The sequence below is a fragment of the Priestia sp. YIM B13551 genome (assembly GCF_042787905.1).
In the GTDB taxonomy this organism is placed as follows: Bacteria; Bacillota; Bacilli; order Bacillales; family Bacillaceae_H; genus Priestia.
On sequence record NZ_JBHZOX010000001.1, the window covers coordinates 805,954 to 823,198 of the forward strand.

Below are 17,245 nucleotides of genomic sequence, written 5' to 3' on the forward strand. Positions count from 1 at the left end.
ATTTTGTATGAAACAAAATATATAGGTCTTTCGTCTTTACAAGTAGATATAAATAAAAGGAGTTACCATTATGAAAAAAATATATGCTTCTCTTACACTTTGCACAGTGCTCACTTGCCTATCAGGGTGTGCTTATGCACCTCATAATAATCTGTCTGCCGAAAGAGTCTCTGCTTCTTCTATTCAACATACTTCTTCAAAACATGAGGCTTCAGTAGAGGAAATTACAAATAAGCTTCCAGGACACGTTTATTTAAAAGGTATAGCCTTTCAAGATACGCAAAAACCTTATTACTTAGCAATTAATTACGCTGCAATAAATAATCAGCATACGTTTGAAAAAAGCTGGACGTCTGTGAAAACTAAACGCATACTTTTACATAACGCAACCATCTTACTTTCTGCCGTACAAAATGCTGACAGCGTTCACTTTACTATTAATACGACTGTTCCTCAGACAATCACCATTACTCGAAAAGAGTTAACCGACTTCTACGGAATAGATCTTCGGAATTATAATGACGTGAAACAAGTATGGAAAGAAAAATTCGAAGGACAGCAAGAAAAAATCGAGGAATTTTATGATGCACATCCAATTACGGAAATGCAGTAAAAGCGGCCCATGGCCGCTTTTTAAAGTTGTTTTTTCATAAACACCTGCTCAAGTTTGATTCCTTCATCTGTATATAAATCTTGAAAACCAAATGATTTTAACATTTTCACGAGTAAGCTATTTCTTTTTTGAGGTACATTATATGTATTGTAAGCAATTGGTCCATACATATTAAAAATGGTTGCTAATAAAAAGCCCAGAACGTCCTCTGAATTTGAGATATGTTCCTTAACGCTTCCTTGATAAAAAGTAACAGAATTCACGATGCCTATGGAAGAAAAATTCTTTTGAAATAACAAATAGCCAACTTCTTCGTTTTTTTCATTCAACGTAATAAACGATTCTCCATCATGAATACAGTCAAATTGATTTTTCCACGGAACGTCGTATGTATAAAAGGGTAGGTTTCGAATATCTTTTGCAAGCCTTCGCTTTAACGAATACGTAAGCTGATTCTTCTTTTTAAGTAGAGAAGCGTGAAAACTACCTCTATGCTTTAGAAATAAAAGCGTATCTACAATCTCATATCCGTATTTCTGATAAAGGTGAATGGCTTTTTCATTCACCTTTAAATGCTTCCAGACTGGCTTCCACTACTCCTTGCTGCTGGTATCTCTCAAGTGTAGCTTTTAGTAAGGCTTCTCCAATTCCCATTTTTCGGTAAGGTAAGGCTACGCTTGTACCTCCATTCCAAGCATGTTTTTTTCCCTTGGCCTTTTTTATTCCATTTAACATAATTCCAGCTGGTGTATTATTATAAAAAGCCATAAAAGAATGGTCGACAGATAGCTGATCGAAACCAAATCTACAAGTGAATTGATCTAGTGACAGCTCAATCGGAAGATAATAATCTTCAAAACCTTTATTGAATGCTTGTAATGCATCAGAAAAAGAACACTGACTTAGAGGCTTAATTATAATCACGGGACATTCCTTCCTTTTGTAAAAAGATAATAAGCTAGAAAATCATTATAAGAAAACATCATCAATAACATTCTGAATTTTTGTGGTTTTTAAAAGAAAAGAAAGAGACATACCGTTTAAACACCCTGTCTCTTCCTTTCTTTTAACACTCTATTCTATTGTCTTTTAACCTCTACATCCGACGCTTTCACAAACGCATAGCGGTGATTAAAATAAATTTGATAATATTCGTCTTTTCCAACAATCATTTTGTGATCGTTTGGATTTGTTGTAAAAGTGGGTGCATAGTAATAGTCACTCCTTACTTTTTCTACCCCCACGTACACCTGCTCTGGAGAAATTTTATACTGAAGTGGCACCATAGCTTTAACTGGTATACCAGAAGGATAGGCTGAAGCTTCCGGAAAAGCTCCTCCGTATACTTGAATGCTTTCTTTTCCTGGTTTTGGCGTTAATAATATGCCTGTACCTTTACTTGTATTTTTATTATGCGGATTATAAAACCACGCTTTTTGCCCTCCGTACCAAATCGCTGTCCATTCTCCTTTTGTCTCAGCTACTGCATACGTTTGGCCAGTTACAGCTTTGCTTCCCCAGTCTAACGTTTGTTTCGTTCCCGGTCCTGAAGCTGCAGGCTCATTCAGTAGCGGTGAATCATTGCTGGGAGCTTGATGCAAATACACAAAGTTGGCCGGCTGCTTTGGTGCATCTGATACCTCCGGCTGATTGTTTTGAAAGACTGGATTAATCGTAACGGCTAGTTTGTTTGTGTGCTGGCGCTCAACCGGGCTTCCTACCAAATCCATATAGTGTCCCCAATCCCAAAACGGCCCGGGATCTGAATGCATACCTGATTGAGCCTTAGGAGACAAACCTGGCACCTCGTCATGACCAATAATGTGAGCTCGGTCTAACGGAATATTATATTCTTTGGCAAGGTGGCGTACGAGTCTTGCCGAAGAACGGTACATTTCTTCTGTAAACCACGTGGATCCTTCAAGCGCAAACCCTTCATGCTCGATTCCAATACTGTGCGTATTAAAATACCAGTTTCCTGCATGCCATGCTACGTCTTTGTTATGAATCATCTGTGCGATGTGACCATCACTTGAACGGATTACATAGTTTGCAGCTGCTCTATTTGGGTTAGCAAACAAATCAATCGTTCCATCATAACTTACTTCTGTATCATGAATAACAATATAGCGAACATCTGATTTTTGGCGATTCGCAATATCATAGTTTCCGTAATCTGAAGGACTTTCGCTGAATTTCCCGTAAAATGCAGGGATGTATTCACATTTTAAAGATGCGGGACAATCTGCTTTATTCGTATTGGAATTTTCAGAGCGAGGAATCGATATATCTATGTTTTGAGGAGAAATTTTAAGATGCTGTCCATCTGAAGTTGTAAGCTCTGCTCCTTTTTCCAATGTTTCATATACATCATCGGCAAATACTTGAGCGTTTTCTTTATCCTGAGAAGCACTGTAAGCGGCGACTGCATCGTACCATTTCTGATCAGTGGACGGTATGTTTCCATTTTTGTCTTTTGCGATAAAAGCTAGCACAGCAGCGCCACCGCGAATATTTTGCACAGGATCTTTTTTTAATCTTTCTTTATCTGAGTTAAGCAGCTTAGCAGCTAAGGAGAGCGTTTGCTGTTTGTCATATGCTGGTTTTGAAGGTGCAGCTCCGTTTCCTTTTCCATCTTCTAAAGAAGGGATGTCTGTTAAATGCATAAGACCGTATCCCCCGGCCGCACTAGGTTTTCCATTATGATTTTCCCAGCGCGACTTGTTGTAGGAAATTGCTTTTAAAAGCGAAGCTGGCACACCAAATTCTTTAGATGCTTGTGCAAATGCTAGCTCCAAAGAATCTGACTGATTCTCTGCAGCCAAAGCGACTACAGGCGCTTGTAGCGTATGAATAGACGTATAAGCTGTACACATAACCCCGGCTGCAAGCATGGCTACCCCTATCTTATTTAATTTTAATCGTTTCTTTAGTTTCAAACGTATTCCTCCCCCGTAAAGTATGTAAATGAAGTAAATGAAGTAAATGAAGTAAATGAAGTCAATAAAGACATAATATGACTTTACCTCGTTCTCAACCATTTCGTCTTCTTTCTTTCTATTCCCTTGAGACAATAGTCTAGAAGATTCGACAGAGTTACTAGGAGGAAAGATGTGGTACGAGGAAAAAATCATAAAAATCATCCCTCTTCTTTAAAGCTGCACTCTCAAAAATGGTTGAGTACAAAGGCGGTCCATTCATCCCTTTTGCTGCCTTTTTAATAAAGCAGCAATATTGTAGATAATGACATTCCTTCTATAATTCAACTATTACTAAACCAAATTTCTTAATTTACCAGTTTTTTAACAGACTGTACGTTCGACATTTTAGTAACTTTTCACCATAGTTAACCATGGAAAAGGTTGCTATTATTAAAGACAAGAGAATGTTTACATATGATTGAACGCAGCAAGAACTGCTCTTGAAAGGAGATACCTTATGAGAGGACACAGCATTCCAGCAATTAAGTTGAATGAAGAAGAAAAAGAAAAATTAGAGGAACTTATTGAACACTATAATTTAAAACGAACGTCTCTCATTCGAAAATTTATTATGGATGGAAAAGTTAAGCCTCCTTTAATCGGCAAAGAAGCAGGTGTGGAACTATTGGTTAACCTCCGAAAGATTGAGTCTGAACTAAGCCGGCTAAGCAATAATATGCATCAAATTGCAAAGTACTTACATAAACCAAAAGATAAGCAAAACCATTCACAGAATCTTGAAGAAATACTATTAGAAATGATGAAAAAACAAAAACATGTACAAGAAGATGTAGAGACTATTTCAGAGCAGCTTAGCGATCATTTATACGTTAAATAGAGAAAAAACGCTCTTTTCATTTCAGAAAAGAGCGTTTTTTATAAAGAAGTAGGGATTTAAATGCTTTTTTTCATCCCGCACTTTGCGCATGTACGGATAAAAATAAAGTCTTTTACTAAGCTTTTAAATTTCACATGTCCACAGTTATCGCATCTGCCTGCAACTTTATCCGGAAACTCCTCATATACATATACTTTTGTTAAATCAATCGCTTCTTGTTGCTCTTCCATTTCCATCACACCTTTATGCATCTTTACGATTCAGCTCTTTATATTCTATCAAAAATAAGTAAAATTACTAGGGTGAAAGCTTCAAAAAACAAGCAGGTTTTTTCACTATTTTTTTATCCGTTCAGCTTTGTACCACCATTTTTCTCTATCTAAAAATGCTTTTACATTCAGTATTTTTTTATCCCGAAGTGTAATGATGGCTACTGCAGCTCCTTCTTTGGAAAAGGTTACCGCTGTTTCTAACTTTTCTTTCGTCACAAATACTTTTAATGTTTCCATATTCTCTTTTGTTAATTCCGCAGTTGTGATGGTTTCTCCTTCAATGATTGTATCTTTTTTTTCAATAAAATGTTGTCCATCAATCACCCAGGCTGCACGCGTTTCACCATAAACTTGAAAGAGGGTATTCTTTTTTAAATAACCTGTTCTCTCTGACATATTTGCATCCTTATACGTCTCCGTATCCTCAGTTGTTTTGATCCATAAAGGTTTATATAAAAAAGTAGGCTTTGGACAACCTTCCTCGTCAGAATCTCCCAAAGGATTTGTAGATTTAGGCTCCAAGTTTAAAAACTGTGCAACCCCTTTTGCATATGCCACCCCCATATCTTTTAGAAATTGAGGATTTTTTAAGAGCTTTGCATCATGTTCTGTATCAATAAACCCAATTTCAGTTAGTACAGACGGCATATATGAACGCCTTAACACACTATGATTAGCCAATTTCCTGCCTCGGTTAGAGTGATTGTATTTAGTGAGAACAAATTTCACATGATCGTGAATATCGTTTCGTAACACAATGGTTTGGTTATTTATATTTTTGCTATAAATAAAATCTTCATATCCCGTTTCGCCGCCTGAATTTATATGAATAGATAAGTATACATCAGCACCCCACGCATTGGCTTTGTTGACCCGTTCATTTAATGACAAAAACACATCGGTTGTACGCGTTGTACAAAGAGAAAATCCTTGATAGTGAGTAGAAAGAAAAGAGATGATGTACTGTTGAACAGCTAACACTAAGTCTTTTTCATATAGCCCGCTGGCGACAGCCCCTAGATCTGCCCCTCCGTGACCTGCATCTAAATAAATTTTTTTCATATAACCTGTCTCCTCCTTATCCGTAGCATATGCATGAATAAGCGAAGACGTTTGTTATACAAAACTACTTTTATGTATAAAGCTTTTTGCTATGGCTCATTTAGAAGTCTTTACAACTGATTTACCATAGCTGGTAACATCAAAATATGTATTTGATCCATCGTCTTCATTGATCACAACATCTAAGTCATGAAAATAACGATGAAGTTCTTTTAACAGTGCTTGATCTTTCGTCTGCTCTAGCTGTCCAGCGAGCTTCTCCATATGCTGAAAGTCTTTCTTTAAAACAGAATCTTTTACTTCAATCGTGCCAATCGTATTTTTAATGGCTGTCGCTTCTTCTTGTACGGCAGGCCAGTCTGGGTGCTCAATGGCACTCCACCCCGTCAAATCATTTAGTACGTCATGATGTTCAGCTATAAAATCTTTTGCCTGCTGATCACTGCTTTCCAGCTTATCAACTTTTTGTTGATTCACTTTAATGGCACTTGCCTTTATACTTTGCTGTGATAAAAAAGGAATTTTTCCGTTTTGGTACAATATCCATCCTGTCGCTCCTCCCCCGACTAAAAGAACGGATAAAGATATCGAAATGATCATACGCTTTTTCTTACTTTTATGTCTTTTTTCCATTTGACTCCTTTCCGGGTATTCAAAACCCTTTAGGCCTTATGAACTGAAACGAATAACCTACAAAAAGAATTTTACCATATTTTTAATATTAAAAATATTAAAAAAGAGACTCCTTCGAGTCTCTTTGAATCCACTTCAATTAACTTTCACCTGTGTGTAGCGATTCTTAGGAACATTCAACTGCAAGTTACTTCTTAACGTACTCCCTTCGTATTCTGTACGATACAGGCCTCTTTCTTGCAGTATCGGTACAACGTGTTCAACAAAGTCATCTAAGCCATGGGGAACGCTTGAATGAATAATAAAGCCGTCAGCTCCTTTTTCTTCAAACCACTGTTCCATCAAATTAGCGATATGCTCTGGCGTCCCAATAAATTGTGTTTTAGGTGTAGCAATTCGCAGCGCTGCTTCTCGCAGTGTCCACTTATATTTTTTAGCATTTTCTTTAATTTTGTCTGTTGTACTGCGGAAACTATTACTTCCTATATCTCCTAAGTCAGGAAATGCCTCATCTAATGGAAACTGTGAAAAATCAAAATGATCGAAAAAGCGTCCTAAGTAGTTTAACGCATGTTCAATTGTCACCAATTGAGAAAGTTCTTCATATTTTCTTTCGGCTTCTTCGTTTGTACTACCAATTATAGGACCAATTCCCGGGAAAATTAAAAGTTCGTTTTCATTGCGCCCTTGCGCTGCGGCTCTTGATTTTACATCTTGGTAAAAAGCTTTTGCTTCTTCTAAATTGTCTTGTCCCGTAAACACTGCGTCAGCCGTTTTCGCTGCTAGATCTTTGCCGCTTTCAGAAGAGCCTGCTTGAAACACTACGGGCTGCCCCTGAACTGAGCGGCCAATGTTTAACGGGCCTTCTACAGAAAAAAATTCGCCTTTGTGATGCAATCGGTGCAGCTTTTTCTCCTCAAAAAATTGTCCGGTTTCTTTATTTCGAATAAAAGCATCATCTTCCCAAGAATCCCATAATCCCTTTGTTACTTCTAGAAACTCTTCAGCTATTCTATAGCGTTTGTCATGAGTGGGGTGCTCTTTTCCATAGTTAAGCGCAGATCCTTCTAATGGAGATGTGACAACATTCCATCCCGCTCGGCCGCTGCTAATATGATCAAGTGAAGCAAATTGTCTAGCCACCGTAAACGGTTCGCTATACGAAGTCGATAGAGTGCCGACTAAACCAATATGAGAAGTGACAGAAGCAAGTGCTGATAGAATAGTAAGAGGTTCAAAACGATTCAAAAAATGCGGAAGCGATTTTTCATTAATATATAACCCATCGGCAATGAACACTAAATCAAATTTTCCTTCTTCCGCTTTTTGAGCCTGCTGCTTGTAAAAATCGAAATTAACGCTGGCATCTGACAAAATTTCAGGGTGTCTCCACGCCCCCATATTTCCTCCGACTCCATGAATAATAGCCCCTAGCTTTAATTGTCTTTGATGTGTCATATTACCATTCTCCTTTTTCATATCCATTCATAAATTCTCGTAATTGATTAGTTAAACCGCCTGCTCCAAAGCGAAGGACTCCTTCTTTTTCTGTCTTTCTTTCATTTCCTTCTTGTGCAAATTGTAAAAAAGCGATAACGTGAACTCTTCTAAGGTGAATATTTTCAATTCCTTCGTCATAAAACCATTGATCAATTGTATTGTAAATCCCTTTATTGACTTTGAATTGACTGTGGCACCAATTAAAAAACTGGAGATCAGGCAGATTTAAATATCTCGCTTGCCCTAGCTTGGAAGCTGTAGCTTCACTAGATACATAGCCCATATGTTGAAATCTTTGCTTAGCTTGTAGCGTATCAGCTTTAATTTGATGCTTTAAAAACTCAATAGAAGGGAACTTTTTCTCTCCTCGCACCCGAAAGATTACGTCGCATTGAACTGTCTCTCCATAAATAACGTCGTTAAAATCCAAAATATGAACCTCAAATGTTTTAGATAGTTCCGATCCAAATGTCGGCTTAACCCCTACATTCATAACTCCTATATGTTCAAGTCCCCGCAGATGAACGAGGACACCATACACGCCATTTTTTAATTCCTCATGCTGAGTATCTATATTAGCTGTTGGAAACCCTAAGTATCTTCCTTGCTGCCTTCCAGGTACAACCTGGCCTTTTATAATAAGTTTTTTGCTTGTTTTAGCTTTTAATGCTCCTCTATTCACTACGTTCACCCTTCTCCCCTTAAGTCTAGTAAAAAATAAAAGGTTCTTTGCACAATGTCACACATTGTGCAAAGAACCTCTAGTGATCTAGTCGGTTTGTTTAATTTGATGATTTTATCATATACTTATTATTCCTATGAGTCAAGTTGGTTTTTAATTAAAATATTAGATTGTTTTTTCATAAATATAAGAGTAAGGAGAATGCGTTGGGTTAATACGCTTGAAAAATTGCTTTGTTCGATCTTCTTTTGGGTTTAAAAATATGTCTTCAGGATGACCTTGTTCGACAATCTTTCCTCCGTCCATAAACACCACGTGATTAGAAACTTCACGGGCAAAACTCATTTCGTGCGTCACAATGATCATCGTAATTCCTTCTTCAGCAATTTTACGAATAACAGACAGTACTTCACCCACCAGTTCAGGGTCCAAAGCAGACGTCGGCTCATCAAATAAAATGACTTCAGGATTTAAAGCAAGCGCTCTAGCAATGCCCACTCGCTGCTGTTGACCTCCTGATAACTGACTTGGATAAGCATTTGCTTTTTCAGCAAGCCCAACTTTTTCAAGGACGTCTAAACTGCGTTGTTTCGCTTCTTCCTTTGGCAGCTTTTGAACAATAACTAGCCCCTCCATAATATTTTCAATAACGGTTTTGTGTTTGAACAAGTTGTATTGCTGAAAAACCATCGTTGTTTTTTGTCGAAGAGTTAAAATGTCTTTGCGATTTGGCTTTTGGCACTGAACCGTAAATTGATCAATCGAAACTTCTCCTTCATCTGCTTTTTCTAAGAAATTAATGCAGCGTAAAAACGTAGTCTTTCCAGAACCACTCGGTCCTAAAATGGTCACAACGTCGCCTTTTTTAACAAGTAAATCAATACCGTCCAATACTGTATTATGACCAAATGTTTTTTTTATATTTGTTAGTGTAATCATACAACCCCTCCTCGATTATAAACAGTTAATTTACGTTCAAGCAGCGCTGTTATTCCTTCTATTAACATCGTCAGCATCCAATAAATAAGAGCAGCAGCAATATAGGCTTCTAAAAACTTGAGATTATTCGAAGCTACGATATTAGCAGCACCGTTTAGCTCTTTTTGCGATACGATGAATGCGATAGAAGACGTATGCAAAAGGCCGATGAAGATATTACATAAATTCGGTAAAGACAAAGCAAACGCCTGTGGAAAAACAATTCGTTTCATCGATTGAAAACGATTCATCCCAATAGCATACGCAGCCTCAATTTGTCCTTTTTCTACAGCTAACAAACCAGAGCGAATAATCTCTGACATATAAGCTCCCGCTGTAAAAGACAAAGCGATTAATACAAATACGACAATAGGAATGCTGTTTGCATTGAAGCCCCATCCATAGTCACTCGATAGTTTATTAATAAATAGCGGGAACCCTAGGTAAATAACCATAATATGAAGAATAGCAGGCGTTCCTCGGAAAAATGATACGTATACGTTGGCAATTGGCGTTATTATTTTCACTGAATTGATTCTCACAGCCGCAACAGCAATACCAATAAGCAACCCGCCTAGTAACGGACCGATGGTAATAAGGAGCGTTAAAGGTAATGCCTTTAAAATTTCTACAAATGCTGTCCATATAAACGGTACGTCAATAATCATGTTTACACCTCTTTTAGTAAGCTCGTTTTATACATGAACAGGCTGATCATGTTTTTGCAGCTTCTGTTCTGATTTCACAAAAAATTTCTCTAATATAATCGCCACAAAATAATAAATAATGGCAAGTGCGATATATACCTCCACTGCATGAGCCGTTGCAGCGATAATGGTATCTCCTCTTCCCATCATATCCATCACACCAATGGTAAAGGCTAAAGACGTATCTTTTAAGGACCCAATCACAAGATTTCCAAAGTTAGGAAAGGCTACAACGAGAGCTTGCGGCAGCACAATTCGAGTGAACGTTTGTTTTCCGGTCATTCCTATACTATAAGCTGCTTCAGTTTGCCCTTTATCTACACTATTAATGGCACCGCGCATCATTTCAGAAAAAGACGCCGCCGTGCTCAGTGAATACGTGATAATAACAAATACGAGCGGAGCCATTCTTGAAACGTCAATATGAATCAATTGTAAAAGGGCAGGTATCCCGTAAAAAACTAAAAATAATTGAATTAAAATAGGCGTTCCCCTCATAAAAGAAATATAAACTGCTGCTATTTGACTTAACACCGGTACTTTATAAATACGAGGCAGGGCAATAAACAATCCCAAGGTACTGCCAATCACAAGTGAAGCAATCAAAATCCAAATTGTAATATGCAAATAAGATAATAATTGAGGAATAGAGGTGAAAATCAGCTCTATATCAAATGCTTTTCCCATCTTTTTCTCTCCTTTGTTTCCCTCTACAGGTAGCGAAAGGACCCAAGTTCAAGGCTTGGGTCACAGTAAGTGCTTTAGTTATTTCCAGCTGCTTTTGTATAATCTTCTCCCAGCCATTTTTTACTTAATTTTGTCAATGTTCCGTCTTCTTTTATTTCTTTTAACGCTTTATCAACATCTTTTTGTAAACCTGTTTCATTTTTGCGAAGCATAAAATATACTTTTGAATTTGAAATAGCAGGCCCTACAACTTTTTGCTCTGCGTCCGCTTGTTTATTGACAAAGTCAACTGCAAACGGCGTACTAATCGTGGCATCCGCACGCCCTGTTTTCAGCTGCGTTTTTGTATCATCAGATCCTTGGCCTGAATAGACGATATTAATTTTATTTCCATGTTCTTTGTTATACTTATCGATTAAGTTAGCAGAATTACTCGTTGCTCCTACAATTACCTTTTTACCGTTCAAATCTTTAATTGATTTAATAGACGTATTTTTTTCGTTTACAACTACATGTAGCGGAAAGATATTATAAGGTTCTTTATTAAAAAGGAACTTTTGTTTTCTCTCTTCATTCACTTCCATCTGATGGGCTACTAAATCAATTTTGTTCGATTCTAAGCTCAAAAGTAAATTAGAAAAATCCATTGTCTTAAATTCGAACTTATAGTTTGGAAGACGTTTGTCTATTTCTTTAACAAGTTCTACGTCATACCCTGTTAGATTTCCTTTATCGTCAAGAAAGCAAATGTTCGGAAATTGCGTACCCGTTCCTACAATAATTTTTTGTACTTTGTCTTTGCTTGCGTTAGCCGCTGTTTCTTTATTTGGTGTTCCGCAAGCGGCTAGTAATAAAAGAAGTGATAAAAAGATAGCTGTCAGCTGTAGTTTTTTCATGTGTTTTGTCCCTCACTATGTCTCAAAATAATTTATTGTTTTAATGAATTAATAAAATACATGTTCCAGCTATTTAACGATTGGTGAATAGTCTTCAATCAATTTTTCTATTTGTTCATAATCTTTTTCAATTACTCCTTTAAACTGCCCCTCGTCTCCAATTTCAACGACCGGTACATGGCGAATACCGTATTTAAATTCAAGTAAATCCCGCAAATAATCTTTTCCTTCTACATCGATACTTTCATATTGATATCCTTCCTCATGAAAATATGCTTTTAGTTCCTCGCAATGATGACAACCTTTTCGATTCCATAATAAAATCTTTACTGACATTTTGTCTCCTCTTTTCTTTTTAATTATTAATTAGCTTTTTGCAACTCTTTGTGTTTTTCTAACTCGTATCTTTCAGGATGTAAGATTTTCCTTAAGAATACGCCTTTTCCTTCTTCTCCTTGATCGACTTCAAAAAAACGTTCGTACCCTTTCCTTTCATACATAGGAATCAACCACGGATGTCGATCAGAAGTAGCCAATGTAACGGCAGGTTCCCCCAATTGATCCCGAATAATTGTTTCTTCAACCCATGTTAAGAGTTTAGAACCTACTCCTTTCTTTTTAACCAAAGGATCTACCGCAAACCACCATAAGAAAGGCCAGTTCGTTATTTCTTTATACGTTCTTGCTGTAATCGTAGCTACGATTTTTTTATCACTTTCCAGCACGTAGCAACGGCTGTTTTGAATGTTTTCTTTTACAAGTTCAATCGTTGCCGTTGCGGCTGGAAACTTAATTCCTAGCTCTCGAATCGGCTCGTATGCTCGAAGTGTTAAATTCAACAGTTCTTCAGCATCTTCTACGGTTGCTAATCGAAATAATTCACTCATTTTCTCCACCTCATTTTATAAATGATTGAAGAGATAGATCGGCTTTATAAATCAGCTCATCCACCGCTTCCTTTAAACGACTTTTAGCATTCATATTGTTGATGCCTGCAAAAGACACGTATTCATGCAGCAGAAAAAGACTGCTGAGCCAATAAGGTCTACCTAAAAAAGACGCTAAAAGTTTTAAATCATATTTAGCTTTTAGTAAAGAATTCACATTTTCCCCAACAAGAATCGGCAGAAGTATTTTTTTATGCAATAAATCTTCCGGCAATACTTTTGTTAGTTGTTCAAAAGACTGTACGTATGTTTCATTTACTCCAGATAACAGAACGACAATACTTTTAGCTTGGTTCACTTTTGAAATGAATACCTTTACTTCTTTCTGAGCTTCCTCCGTTAAAGCGTGTACATCATGATACAAAATAGCTTCTGCGTGCACTCCTTTTGAGGTTAAGCAAGCTTCTAGCTCATCTTTTACTGAAGCTATTTGTTGATAATTATGAGAGCTTCCGTTATATAAAATACATACATCGCTCACTTTCTTCCCCTCCTTTTTATAGCAAAAAGGCTCCTGGAGTTTACTCAGGAGCCTTTGGTAGACCAATCAGCTTTAACTGTTTGTTTGATAAAACTGGAGAATGAAGTGAAGTGTCTTTGAAACATACTCACTTAATTCTTATTTATCCAAGTTGTTTTATCGGCTTTTCTGTTTGATGATTCAACTATATAGCCTCAAAATGGCAAAGTCAACTTATTTTTTTAAAAATATTTTTCTTTTAAAAAACTCTTTTCATTTGGAAAATCCTTTGCTAAAATAAATCCCAATTATTCTTACCTTTTTTATCAACTTTAAGGAGTGTTTTCAGTGAAATTAAGTATTTTAGATCAAAGCCCACGTTATGAGGGTGAGCGTGCTGAAGATGCATTTCAGCATACCATTCAATTAGCTCAGCTAGCAGAAGAACTTGGTTACCATCGCTTTTGGGTAGCCGAGCATCACGACTCTGAACATGTTGTAGGATCATCACCTGAAGTGTTAATTTCTCACCTGCTCGCTAAAACGCATCATATCCGTATTGGTTCAGGGGGCGTTATGCTTCAGCATTACAGCCCTTATAAAGTAGCAGAAAATTTTAATGTTTTAGCCTCATTATCTCCAAATCGCATCGATCTTGGAATCGGTAGAGCACCAGGAGGACTACCTCATTCTACTCAAGCCTTACAACAAAACTCTCAGCCCACTAAGTCCTTAACAGACAAACTGATAGAACTTAAACAATACCTAAACGATACGCTGCCGGAAGATCACCCTCTTTACGGTTTAAAAGCCTATCCAAGACCGGAAAAAGCAGCAGATATGTTTTTACTGGGAGCAAGTGCGTCAAGCGCAGAGCTTGCGGGTTCATTAAACCTTCCTTATGTATTTGCTCAATTCATTAATGGTGATCAAAAAGTGCTAGAAGAAGCGATTTCTGTCTATAATCAGCACGTTTCATCTCGCGCACGCTTGCTTGTCGTTGCCCTTTCCGTCATCGTAGCGGATACTGTAGAAGAAGCAAAAGTATTAGCATCCAGCACAAAAATATTTAAAGTATACTTACAAAATGGGAAGTCCGCTACATTAGGCTCCAAAGAAAAAGCTGAAGAATTTGGTCAGCAGTCCAAAGAAAGCTATCGAATTGAAGAAAAAGAAGCAAACGTTATATACGGTACAAAAGAAACCATTCGTCAAAAGCTCCAAGCTTTGAAACAGGAATTTTCTATTGATGAATTTATCATACTTACTGCTATTCAAAATTTCGAACAAAAAAAGCAATCTTATACGCTCTTAAAAGAAGCATTCAATGAAGGAGATGTGCAGAAAACTAATCAGACTCTAGCTGCTTACTAATCCAGAAGCTGAGACAAAAGTATTTTAGTAGAAGTAAAACACGAACTAATAATCAAAATTACCGATTATTAGTTCGTGTTTTTTCGTTAGTAAGATGAACGTAGCTTTCATGTGTTTAGTTGCTTCTGGCTGGTGATTGGAGGGCAAAGCGAAGTCTTGCACGGAAAGCACCAGCGGTGTAACAAGTCATCCATACTAGATCATTTATCTCATTTGTTCGTCTATAGATCCGAGTGATTTCGTTATATCTCAATTTCTTTGTTTCATCTACTTACGAGGAGTTCAAACAAAGTATACGCATGCTTCTTTTTTTCAAAAAATCATTAAATTGAATCGAACGTTTTTTTATAGTACCATATGAAGATATGAGTCTAGTAAAAGAAGGGAATTTACACATATGCCTTACAAAATGATTGTTTTAGATTTGGATGATACACTATTATGCGATGATCACACTATTTCTCCGCGCACGAAAGAAGCATTAATGAACGCGCAAGAATCAGGAGTAAAAGTTGTACTTGCTTCTGGACGACCAACTTACGGAATGGTTCACATTGCGAAAGAGCTAGAATTAGAAAAGTACGGAAGCTTTATTTTATCGTTTAACGGGGCAAAAATTATTAATTGCTTAACAAATGAAGAGCTATTTAGCAGCACATTATCTCCGAGAACCGTTGCACGTCTCAACGATATTAGCCGCGAAGAAGGCGTTTTAATTCATACGTACGTTGGAGATGAAATTATAACAGAAGTAGAAAATAAATTTACGGATATTGAAAGTGACATTACAGGTCTGCCGATCCGTGTTGTTTCATCTTTTACTGATGCCGTTACAGAACCTGTTGTAAAAGTACTCATGCTTGCAGAACCGGAAATGCTGGTTCACGTTGAAAAGAAACTTCAAAAGCAGCTTCAAGGAGAGCTAAGCGTAATGCGCTCTAAACCATACTTCCTTGAATTTACAGAAGAAGGCGTCACAAAAGGGACAAGTCTCCACTTATTAATTCAACAGCTTGGCATTACACGCGATGAAGTGATCGCCATTGGCGACAGTTATAATGATCTTGCCATGATTGAATTTGCTGGACTTGGCGTAGCAATGGGAAATGCTCCTGAAGATATTAAAGAAAAAGCCAACCACGTAACAGATACAAACATGAACGACGGTGTGGCAAAAGTTGTGGAAGAATTTATCTTAAAACCCGTTAGCGTTTCATAAGACAAAAAAAGCAGCTCGTACGAACCGAGCTGCTTTTTTGTTTTGATTTTATACTCCTAAAAGTTTCATAAGAAGCGTAGCTAAAATAACAGTAGAAGCGCCTCCAAGTCTTGTTGCTACTTGAGCAAATGGCATAAGTGACATACGGTTGGAAGCTGATAAAATCGCTACATCTCCCGTACCTCCTAAACCGCTGTGACAGCCGGTTACAATGGCAGCATCCACTGGATGCATTTTCATCATTTTACCTACAAAATAACCCGTTGCTACCATAGCAATAACAACTGCAGCACATACAACTACATAGCCTGGTGTAACAATTTTCACTACATCTTCAAGAGGAATATACAAAATTCCTAGCCCCACCATTAACGGCCATGTTAAGCTCGTAGAAATGAATTTGTACATATGGTAAGCACCTTGCTCCATCTTAGCAGGCATTACTTGCAAACATTTGACTAGCGTTGCCGCTACGATCATTAAGACTGGACCTGGAATTCCTAAAAACTTATGTGCTAAGCCTCCGAAAATAAAGAAACTACATGCAATTAAAAGGCCTGCACCCATTAACGAAAAATCTACTGGCTTATTGATGTTTGTTTCTTCTGAAATTCCATCTCCACCTTTTGTCTTTACAAGAACTCCGTTACCTGTTAATTCTGGCTTTTTCTCTCCAAGACGTTTCATTAAGCCGGCACACACAATCGCAACGATGTTTCCAATAACAGCAGCTGGAATCATTTGCGACACAAAAGATTCTGCTGAACTACCTAAAATTTGAGAATAAGCAAGTGAAAGCGGTAAAATACCTTCACCAATCCCTCCTCCAATGATTGGTACAACAATGTAGAAAAATGTATGTTTTGCCCCGTAACCAAATAACGTCCCAACAGCTACCCCTGCAGCTACAGCGGCTAGCGTACCTAATACAAGCGGTACAAACATACGTGTAAAGCCTTGAATTAAAACTTTGCGGTTCATACCAAGGATACTTCCGGCTACTAAACAAGAAATATAAAGGTATAAAAAGTTTGATGTTTTCATCAAAGTTGTTACCGCTTCCATAGATGCGGGATTTAAAACATTATAAAAAACTAATACGGAAGGTACAAGCAGCGATAAAATAGCTGGTCCGCCAATATCTTTTAAAATCGGAATTTTTAATCCTAAATCACCAAGCAGCATTCCCATTACCATAATAATTGCAAATCCGCCAATCATATCTGGAGGAAGCTCGTTGTAAACGGCCGCGCCATATACAATTAAGGCAAGTAACACATATAGCGGCAGAGGAATAACTCCTACTTTAATATTGTTGATGCGCTTCCAAAAACCCTTATTTTCAGGCTGTGAATCTTGAGTAAACGTTTCCAATTTACGTGCTGTATTCATGTCA

20 protein-coding genes are annotated in these 17,245 nt (G+C 37.4%); 4 read left to right on the forward strand and 16 right to left on the reverse strand.

What is annotated here, in order from left to right; genetic code table 11:
- The first annotated feature begins 70 nt into the window (after positions 1 to 70).
- Positions 71 to 613, forward strand: coding sequence for a DUF4825 domain-containing protein (locus ACFX4N_RS04180; RefSeq protein WP_029321421.1), 543 nt, complete (start codon positions 71 to 73; stop codon positions 611 to 613).
- 20 nt (positions 614 to 633) lie between these two features.
- Here the strand turns inward: ACFX4N_RS04180 and ACFX4N_RS04185 are convergent, their stop codons facing one another.
- The 3 genes from ACFX4N_RS04185 to ACFX4N_RS04195 form a co-directional block, all read right to left on the reverse strand.
- Entirely contained in the window at positions 634 to 1,179 is a 546-nt protein-coding gene (locus tag ACFX4N_RS04185; RefSeq protein ID WP_244659730.1) for a hypothetical protein, read from the reverse strand.
- On the reverse strand, positions 1,172 to 1,537 hold the full coding sequence (locus ACFX4N_RS04190; RefSeq protein ID WP_235567292.1) for a GNAT family N-acetyltransferase: 366 nt from the start codon (positions 1,535 to 1,537) through the stop codon (positions 1,172 to 1,174). Before ACFX4N_RS04190 ends, ACFX4N_RS04185 begins: the two co-directional genes overlap by 8 nt.
- A 155-nt stretch (positions 1,538 to 1,692) precedes the next feature.
- A complete protein-coding gene (locus ACFX4N_RS04195) occupies positions 1,693 to 3,552 on the reverse strand; it encodes an N-acetylmuramoyl-L-alanine amidase (RefSeq protein ID WP_057273069.1) in 1,860 nt (619 codons plus the stop codon).
- Between the two features lie 499 nt (positions 3,553 to 4,051).
- Between ACFX4N_RS04195 and ACFX4N_RS04200 the strand changes: the two genes are divergently transcribed.
- A complete protein-coding gene (locus tag ACFX4N_RS04200) occupies positions 4,052 to 4,432 on the forward strand; it encodes a plasmid mobilization protein (RefSeq protein WP_013056777.1) in 381 nt (126 codons plus the stop codon).
- Between the two features lie 56 nt (positions 4,433 to 4,488).
- Here ACFX4N_RS04200 and ACFX4N_RS04205 read toward each other — a convergent pair whose 3' ends face one another.
- From ACFX4N_RS04205 to ACFX4N_RS04260, 12 genes are all read right to left on the reverse strand, one after another.
- Positions 4,489 to 4,668 carry a DUF8096 family protein gene (locus tag ACFX4N_RS04205; RefSeq protein WP_025752091.1) on the reverse strand — a complete coding sequence of 60 codons (180 nt, stop codon included), beginning with the start codon at positions 4,666 to 4,668 and terminating at the stop codon, positions 4,489 to 4,491.
- A gap of 99 nt (positions 4,669 to 4,767) precedes the next feature.
- A complete protein-coding gene (locus tag ACFX4N_RS04210) occupies positions 4,768 to 5,766 on the reverse strand; it encodes an N-acetylmuramoyl-L-alanine amidase family protein (protein WP_057273068.1) in 999 nt (332 codons plus the stop codon).
- 96 nt (positions 5,767 to 5,862) lie between these two features.
- Entirely contained in the window at positions 5,863 to 6,399 is a 537-nt protein-coding gene (locus ACFX4N_RS04215) for a hypothetical protein (protein ID WP_013056774.1), read from the reverse strand.
- Positions 6,400 to 6,534: 135 nt separating this feature from the next.
- On the reverse strand, positions 6,535 to 7,857 hold the full coding sequence (locus tag ACFX4N_RS04220) for an LLM class flavin-dependent oxidoreductase (RefSeq protein WP_013056773.1): 1,323 nt from the start codon (positions 7,855 to 7,857) through the stop codon (positions 6,535 to 6,537).
- 1 nt (position 7,858) lies between these two features.
- A complete protein-coding gene (locus tag ACFX4N_RS04225) occupies positions 7,859 to 8,590 on the reverse strand; it encodes a riboflavin kinase (RefSeq protein WP_377260887.1) in 732 nt (243 codons plus the stop codon).
- A gap of 156 nt (positions 8,591 to 8,746) precedes the next feature.
- A complete protein-coding gene (locus tag ACFX4N_RS04230) occupies positions 8,747 to 9,520 on the reverse strand; it encodes an amino acid ABC transporter ATP-binding protein (protein ID WP_029321411.1) in 774 nt (257 codons plus the stop codon).
- Positions 9,517 to 10,227 carry an amino acid ABC transporter permease gene (locus ACFX4N_RS04235; protein ID WP_057273066.1) on the reverse strand — a complete coding sequence of 237 codons (711 nt, stop codon included), beginning with the start codon at positions 10,225 to 10,227 and terminating at the stop codon, positions 9,517 to 9,519. Before ACFX4N_RS04235 ends, ACFX4N_RS04230 begins: the two co-directional genes overlap by 4 nt.
- A 27-nt stretch (positions 10,228 to 10,254) precedes the next feature.
- The gene (locus tag ACFX4N_RS04240; RefSeq protein WP_013056769.1) at positions 10,255 to 10,953 is read right to left on the reverse strand and encodes an amino acid ABC transporter permease; all 699 of its coding nucleotides are present in this window, start codon (positions 10,951 to 10,953) and stop codon (positions 10,255 to 10,257) included.
- 74 nt (positions 10,954 to 11,027) lie between these two features.
- Positions 11,028 to 11,849: an amino acid ABC transporter substrate-binding protein gene (locus ACFX4N_RS04245; RefSeq protein WP_013056768.1), complete on the reverse strand. Its 822-nt coding sequence runs from the start codon at positions 11,847 to 11,849 to the stop codon at positions 11,028 to 11,030.
- Positions 11,850 to 11,918: 69 nt separating this feature from the next.
- Positions 11,919 to 12,185 (reverse strand): glutaredoxin family protein, encoded by a 267-nt coding sequence (locus ACFX4N_RS04250; RefSeq protein ID WP_192100716.1) that lies wholly within the window; start codon positions 12,183 to 12,185, stop codon positions 11,919 to 11,921.
- Between the two features lie 26 nt (positions 12,186 to 12,211).
- Positions 12,212 to 12,736, reverse strand: coding sequence for a GNAT family N-acetyltransferase (locus ACFX4N_RS04255; RefSeq protein WP_013056766.1), 525 nt, complete (start codon positions 12,734 to 12,736; stop codon positions 12,212 to 12,214).
- Between the two features lie 10 nt (positions 12,737 to 12,746).
- Positions 12,747 to 13,277: a hypothetical protein gene (locus ACFX4N_RS04260; RefSeq protein ID WP_057273065.1), complete on the reverse strand. Its 531-nt coding sequence runs from the start codon at positions 13,275 to 13,277 to the stop codon at positions 12,747 to 12,749.
- Positions 13,278 to 13,604: 327 nt separating this feature from the next.
- Between ACFX4N_RS04260 and ACFX4N_RS04265 the strand changes: the two genes are divergently transcribed.
- Both ACFX4N_RS04265 and ACFX4N_RS04270 read left to right on the forward strand, forming a co-directional pair.
- Positions 13,605 to 14,630, forward strand: a complete 1,026-nt coding sequence (locus ACFX4N_RS04265) for an LLM class flavin-dependent oxidoreductase (RefSeq protein WP_057273064.1) — start codon at positions 13,605 to 13,607, stop codon at positions 14,628 to 14,630.
- Positions 14,631 to 15,027: 397 nt separating this feature from the next.
- Positions 15,028 to 15,849, forward strand: a complete 822-nt coding sequence (locus ACFX4N_RS04270; RefSeq protein WP_013056763.1) for a Cof-type HAD-IIB family hydrolase — start codon at positions 15,028 to 15,030, stop codon at positions 15,847 to 15,849.
- Positions 15,850 to 15,897: 48 nt separating this feature from the next.
- Here the strand turns inward: ACFX4N_RS04270 and ACFX4N_RS04275 are convergent, their stop codons facing one another.
- Positions 15,898 to 17,241 (reverse strand): 2-hydroxycarboxylate transporter family protein, encoded by a 1,344-nt coding sequence (locus tag ACFX4N_RS04275; protein ID WP_057273062.1) that lies wholly within the window; start codon positions 17,239 to 17,241, stop codon positions 15,898 to 15,900.
- Positions 17,242 to 17,245 lie beyond the last annotated feature (4 nt).

Excerpts from the sequence above, each read along its gene's own strand:
- ACFX4N_RS04230 (WP_029321411.1), bottom strand. The coding sequence starts at position 9,520 with ATGATTACACTAACAAATATAAAAAAAACATTTGGTCATAATACAGTA.
- ACFX4N_RS04245 (WP_013056768.1), bottom strand. The coding sequence starts at position 11,849 with ATGAAAAAACTACAGCTGACAGCTATCTTTTTATCACTTCTTTTATTA.
- ACFX4N_RS04255 (WP_013056766.1), bottom strand. The coding sequence starts at position 12,736 with ATGAGTGAATTATTTCGATTAGCAACCGTAGAAGATGCTGAAGAACTG.
- ACFX4N_RS04210 (WP_057273068.1), bottom strand. The coding sequence starts at position 5,766 with ATGAAAAAAATTTATTTAGATGCAGGTCACGGAGGGGCAGATCTAGGG.
- ACFX4N_RS04200 (WP_013056777.1), top strand. The coding sequence starts at position 4,052 with ATGAGAGGACACAGCATTCCAGCAATTAAGTTGAATGAAGAAGAAAAA.
- ACFX4N_RS04270 (WP_013056763.1), top strand. The coding sequence starts at position 15,028 with ATGCCTTACAAAATGATTGTTTTAGATTTGGATGATACACTATTATGC.
- ACFX4N_RS04240 (WP_013056769.1), bottom strand. The coding sequence starts at position 10,953 with ATGGGAAAAGCATTTGATATAGAGCTGATTTTCACCTCTATTCCTCAA.
- ACFX4N_RS04250 (WP_192100716.1), bottom strand. The coding sequence starts at position 12,185 with ATGTCAGTAAAGATTTTATTATGGAATCGAAAAGGTTGTCATCATTGC.
- ACFX4N_RS04220 (WP_013056773.1), bottom strand. The coding sequence starts at position 7,857 with ATGACACATCAAAGACAATTAAAGCTAGGGGCTATTATTCATGGAGTC.
- ACFX4N_RS04275 (WP_057273062.1), bottom strand. The coding sequence starts at position 17,241 with ATGAATACAGCACGTAAATTGGAAACGTTTACTCAAGATTCACAGCCT.
- ACFX4N_RS04180 (WP_029321421.1), top strand. The coding sequence starts at position 71 with ATGAAAAAAATATATGCTTCTCTTACACTTTGCACAGTGCTCACTTGC.
- ACFX4N_RS04235 (WP_057273066.1), bottom strand. The coding sequence starts at position 10,227 with ATGATTATTGACGTACCGTTTATATGGACAGCATTTGTAGAAATTTTA.
- ACFX4N_RS04215 (WP_013056774.1), bottom strand. The coding sequence starts at position 6,399 with ATGGAAAAAAGACATAAAAGTAAGAAAAAGCGTATGATCATTTCGATA.
- ACFX4N_RS04205 (WP_025752091.1), bottom strand. The coding sequence starts at position 4,668 with ATGGAAATGGAAGAGCAACAAGAAGCGATTGATTTAACAAAAGTATAT.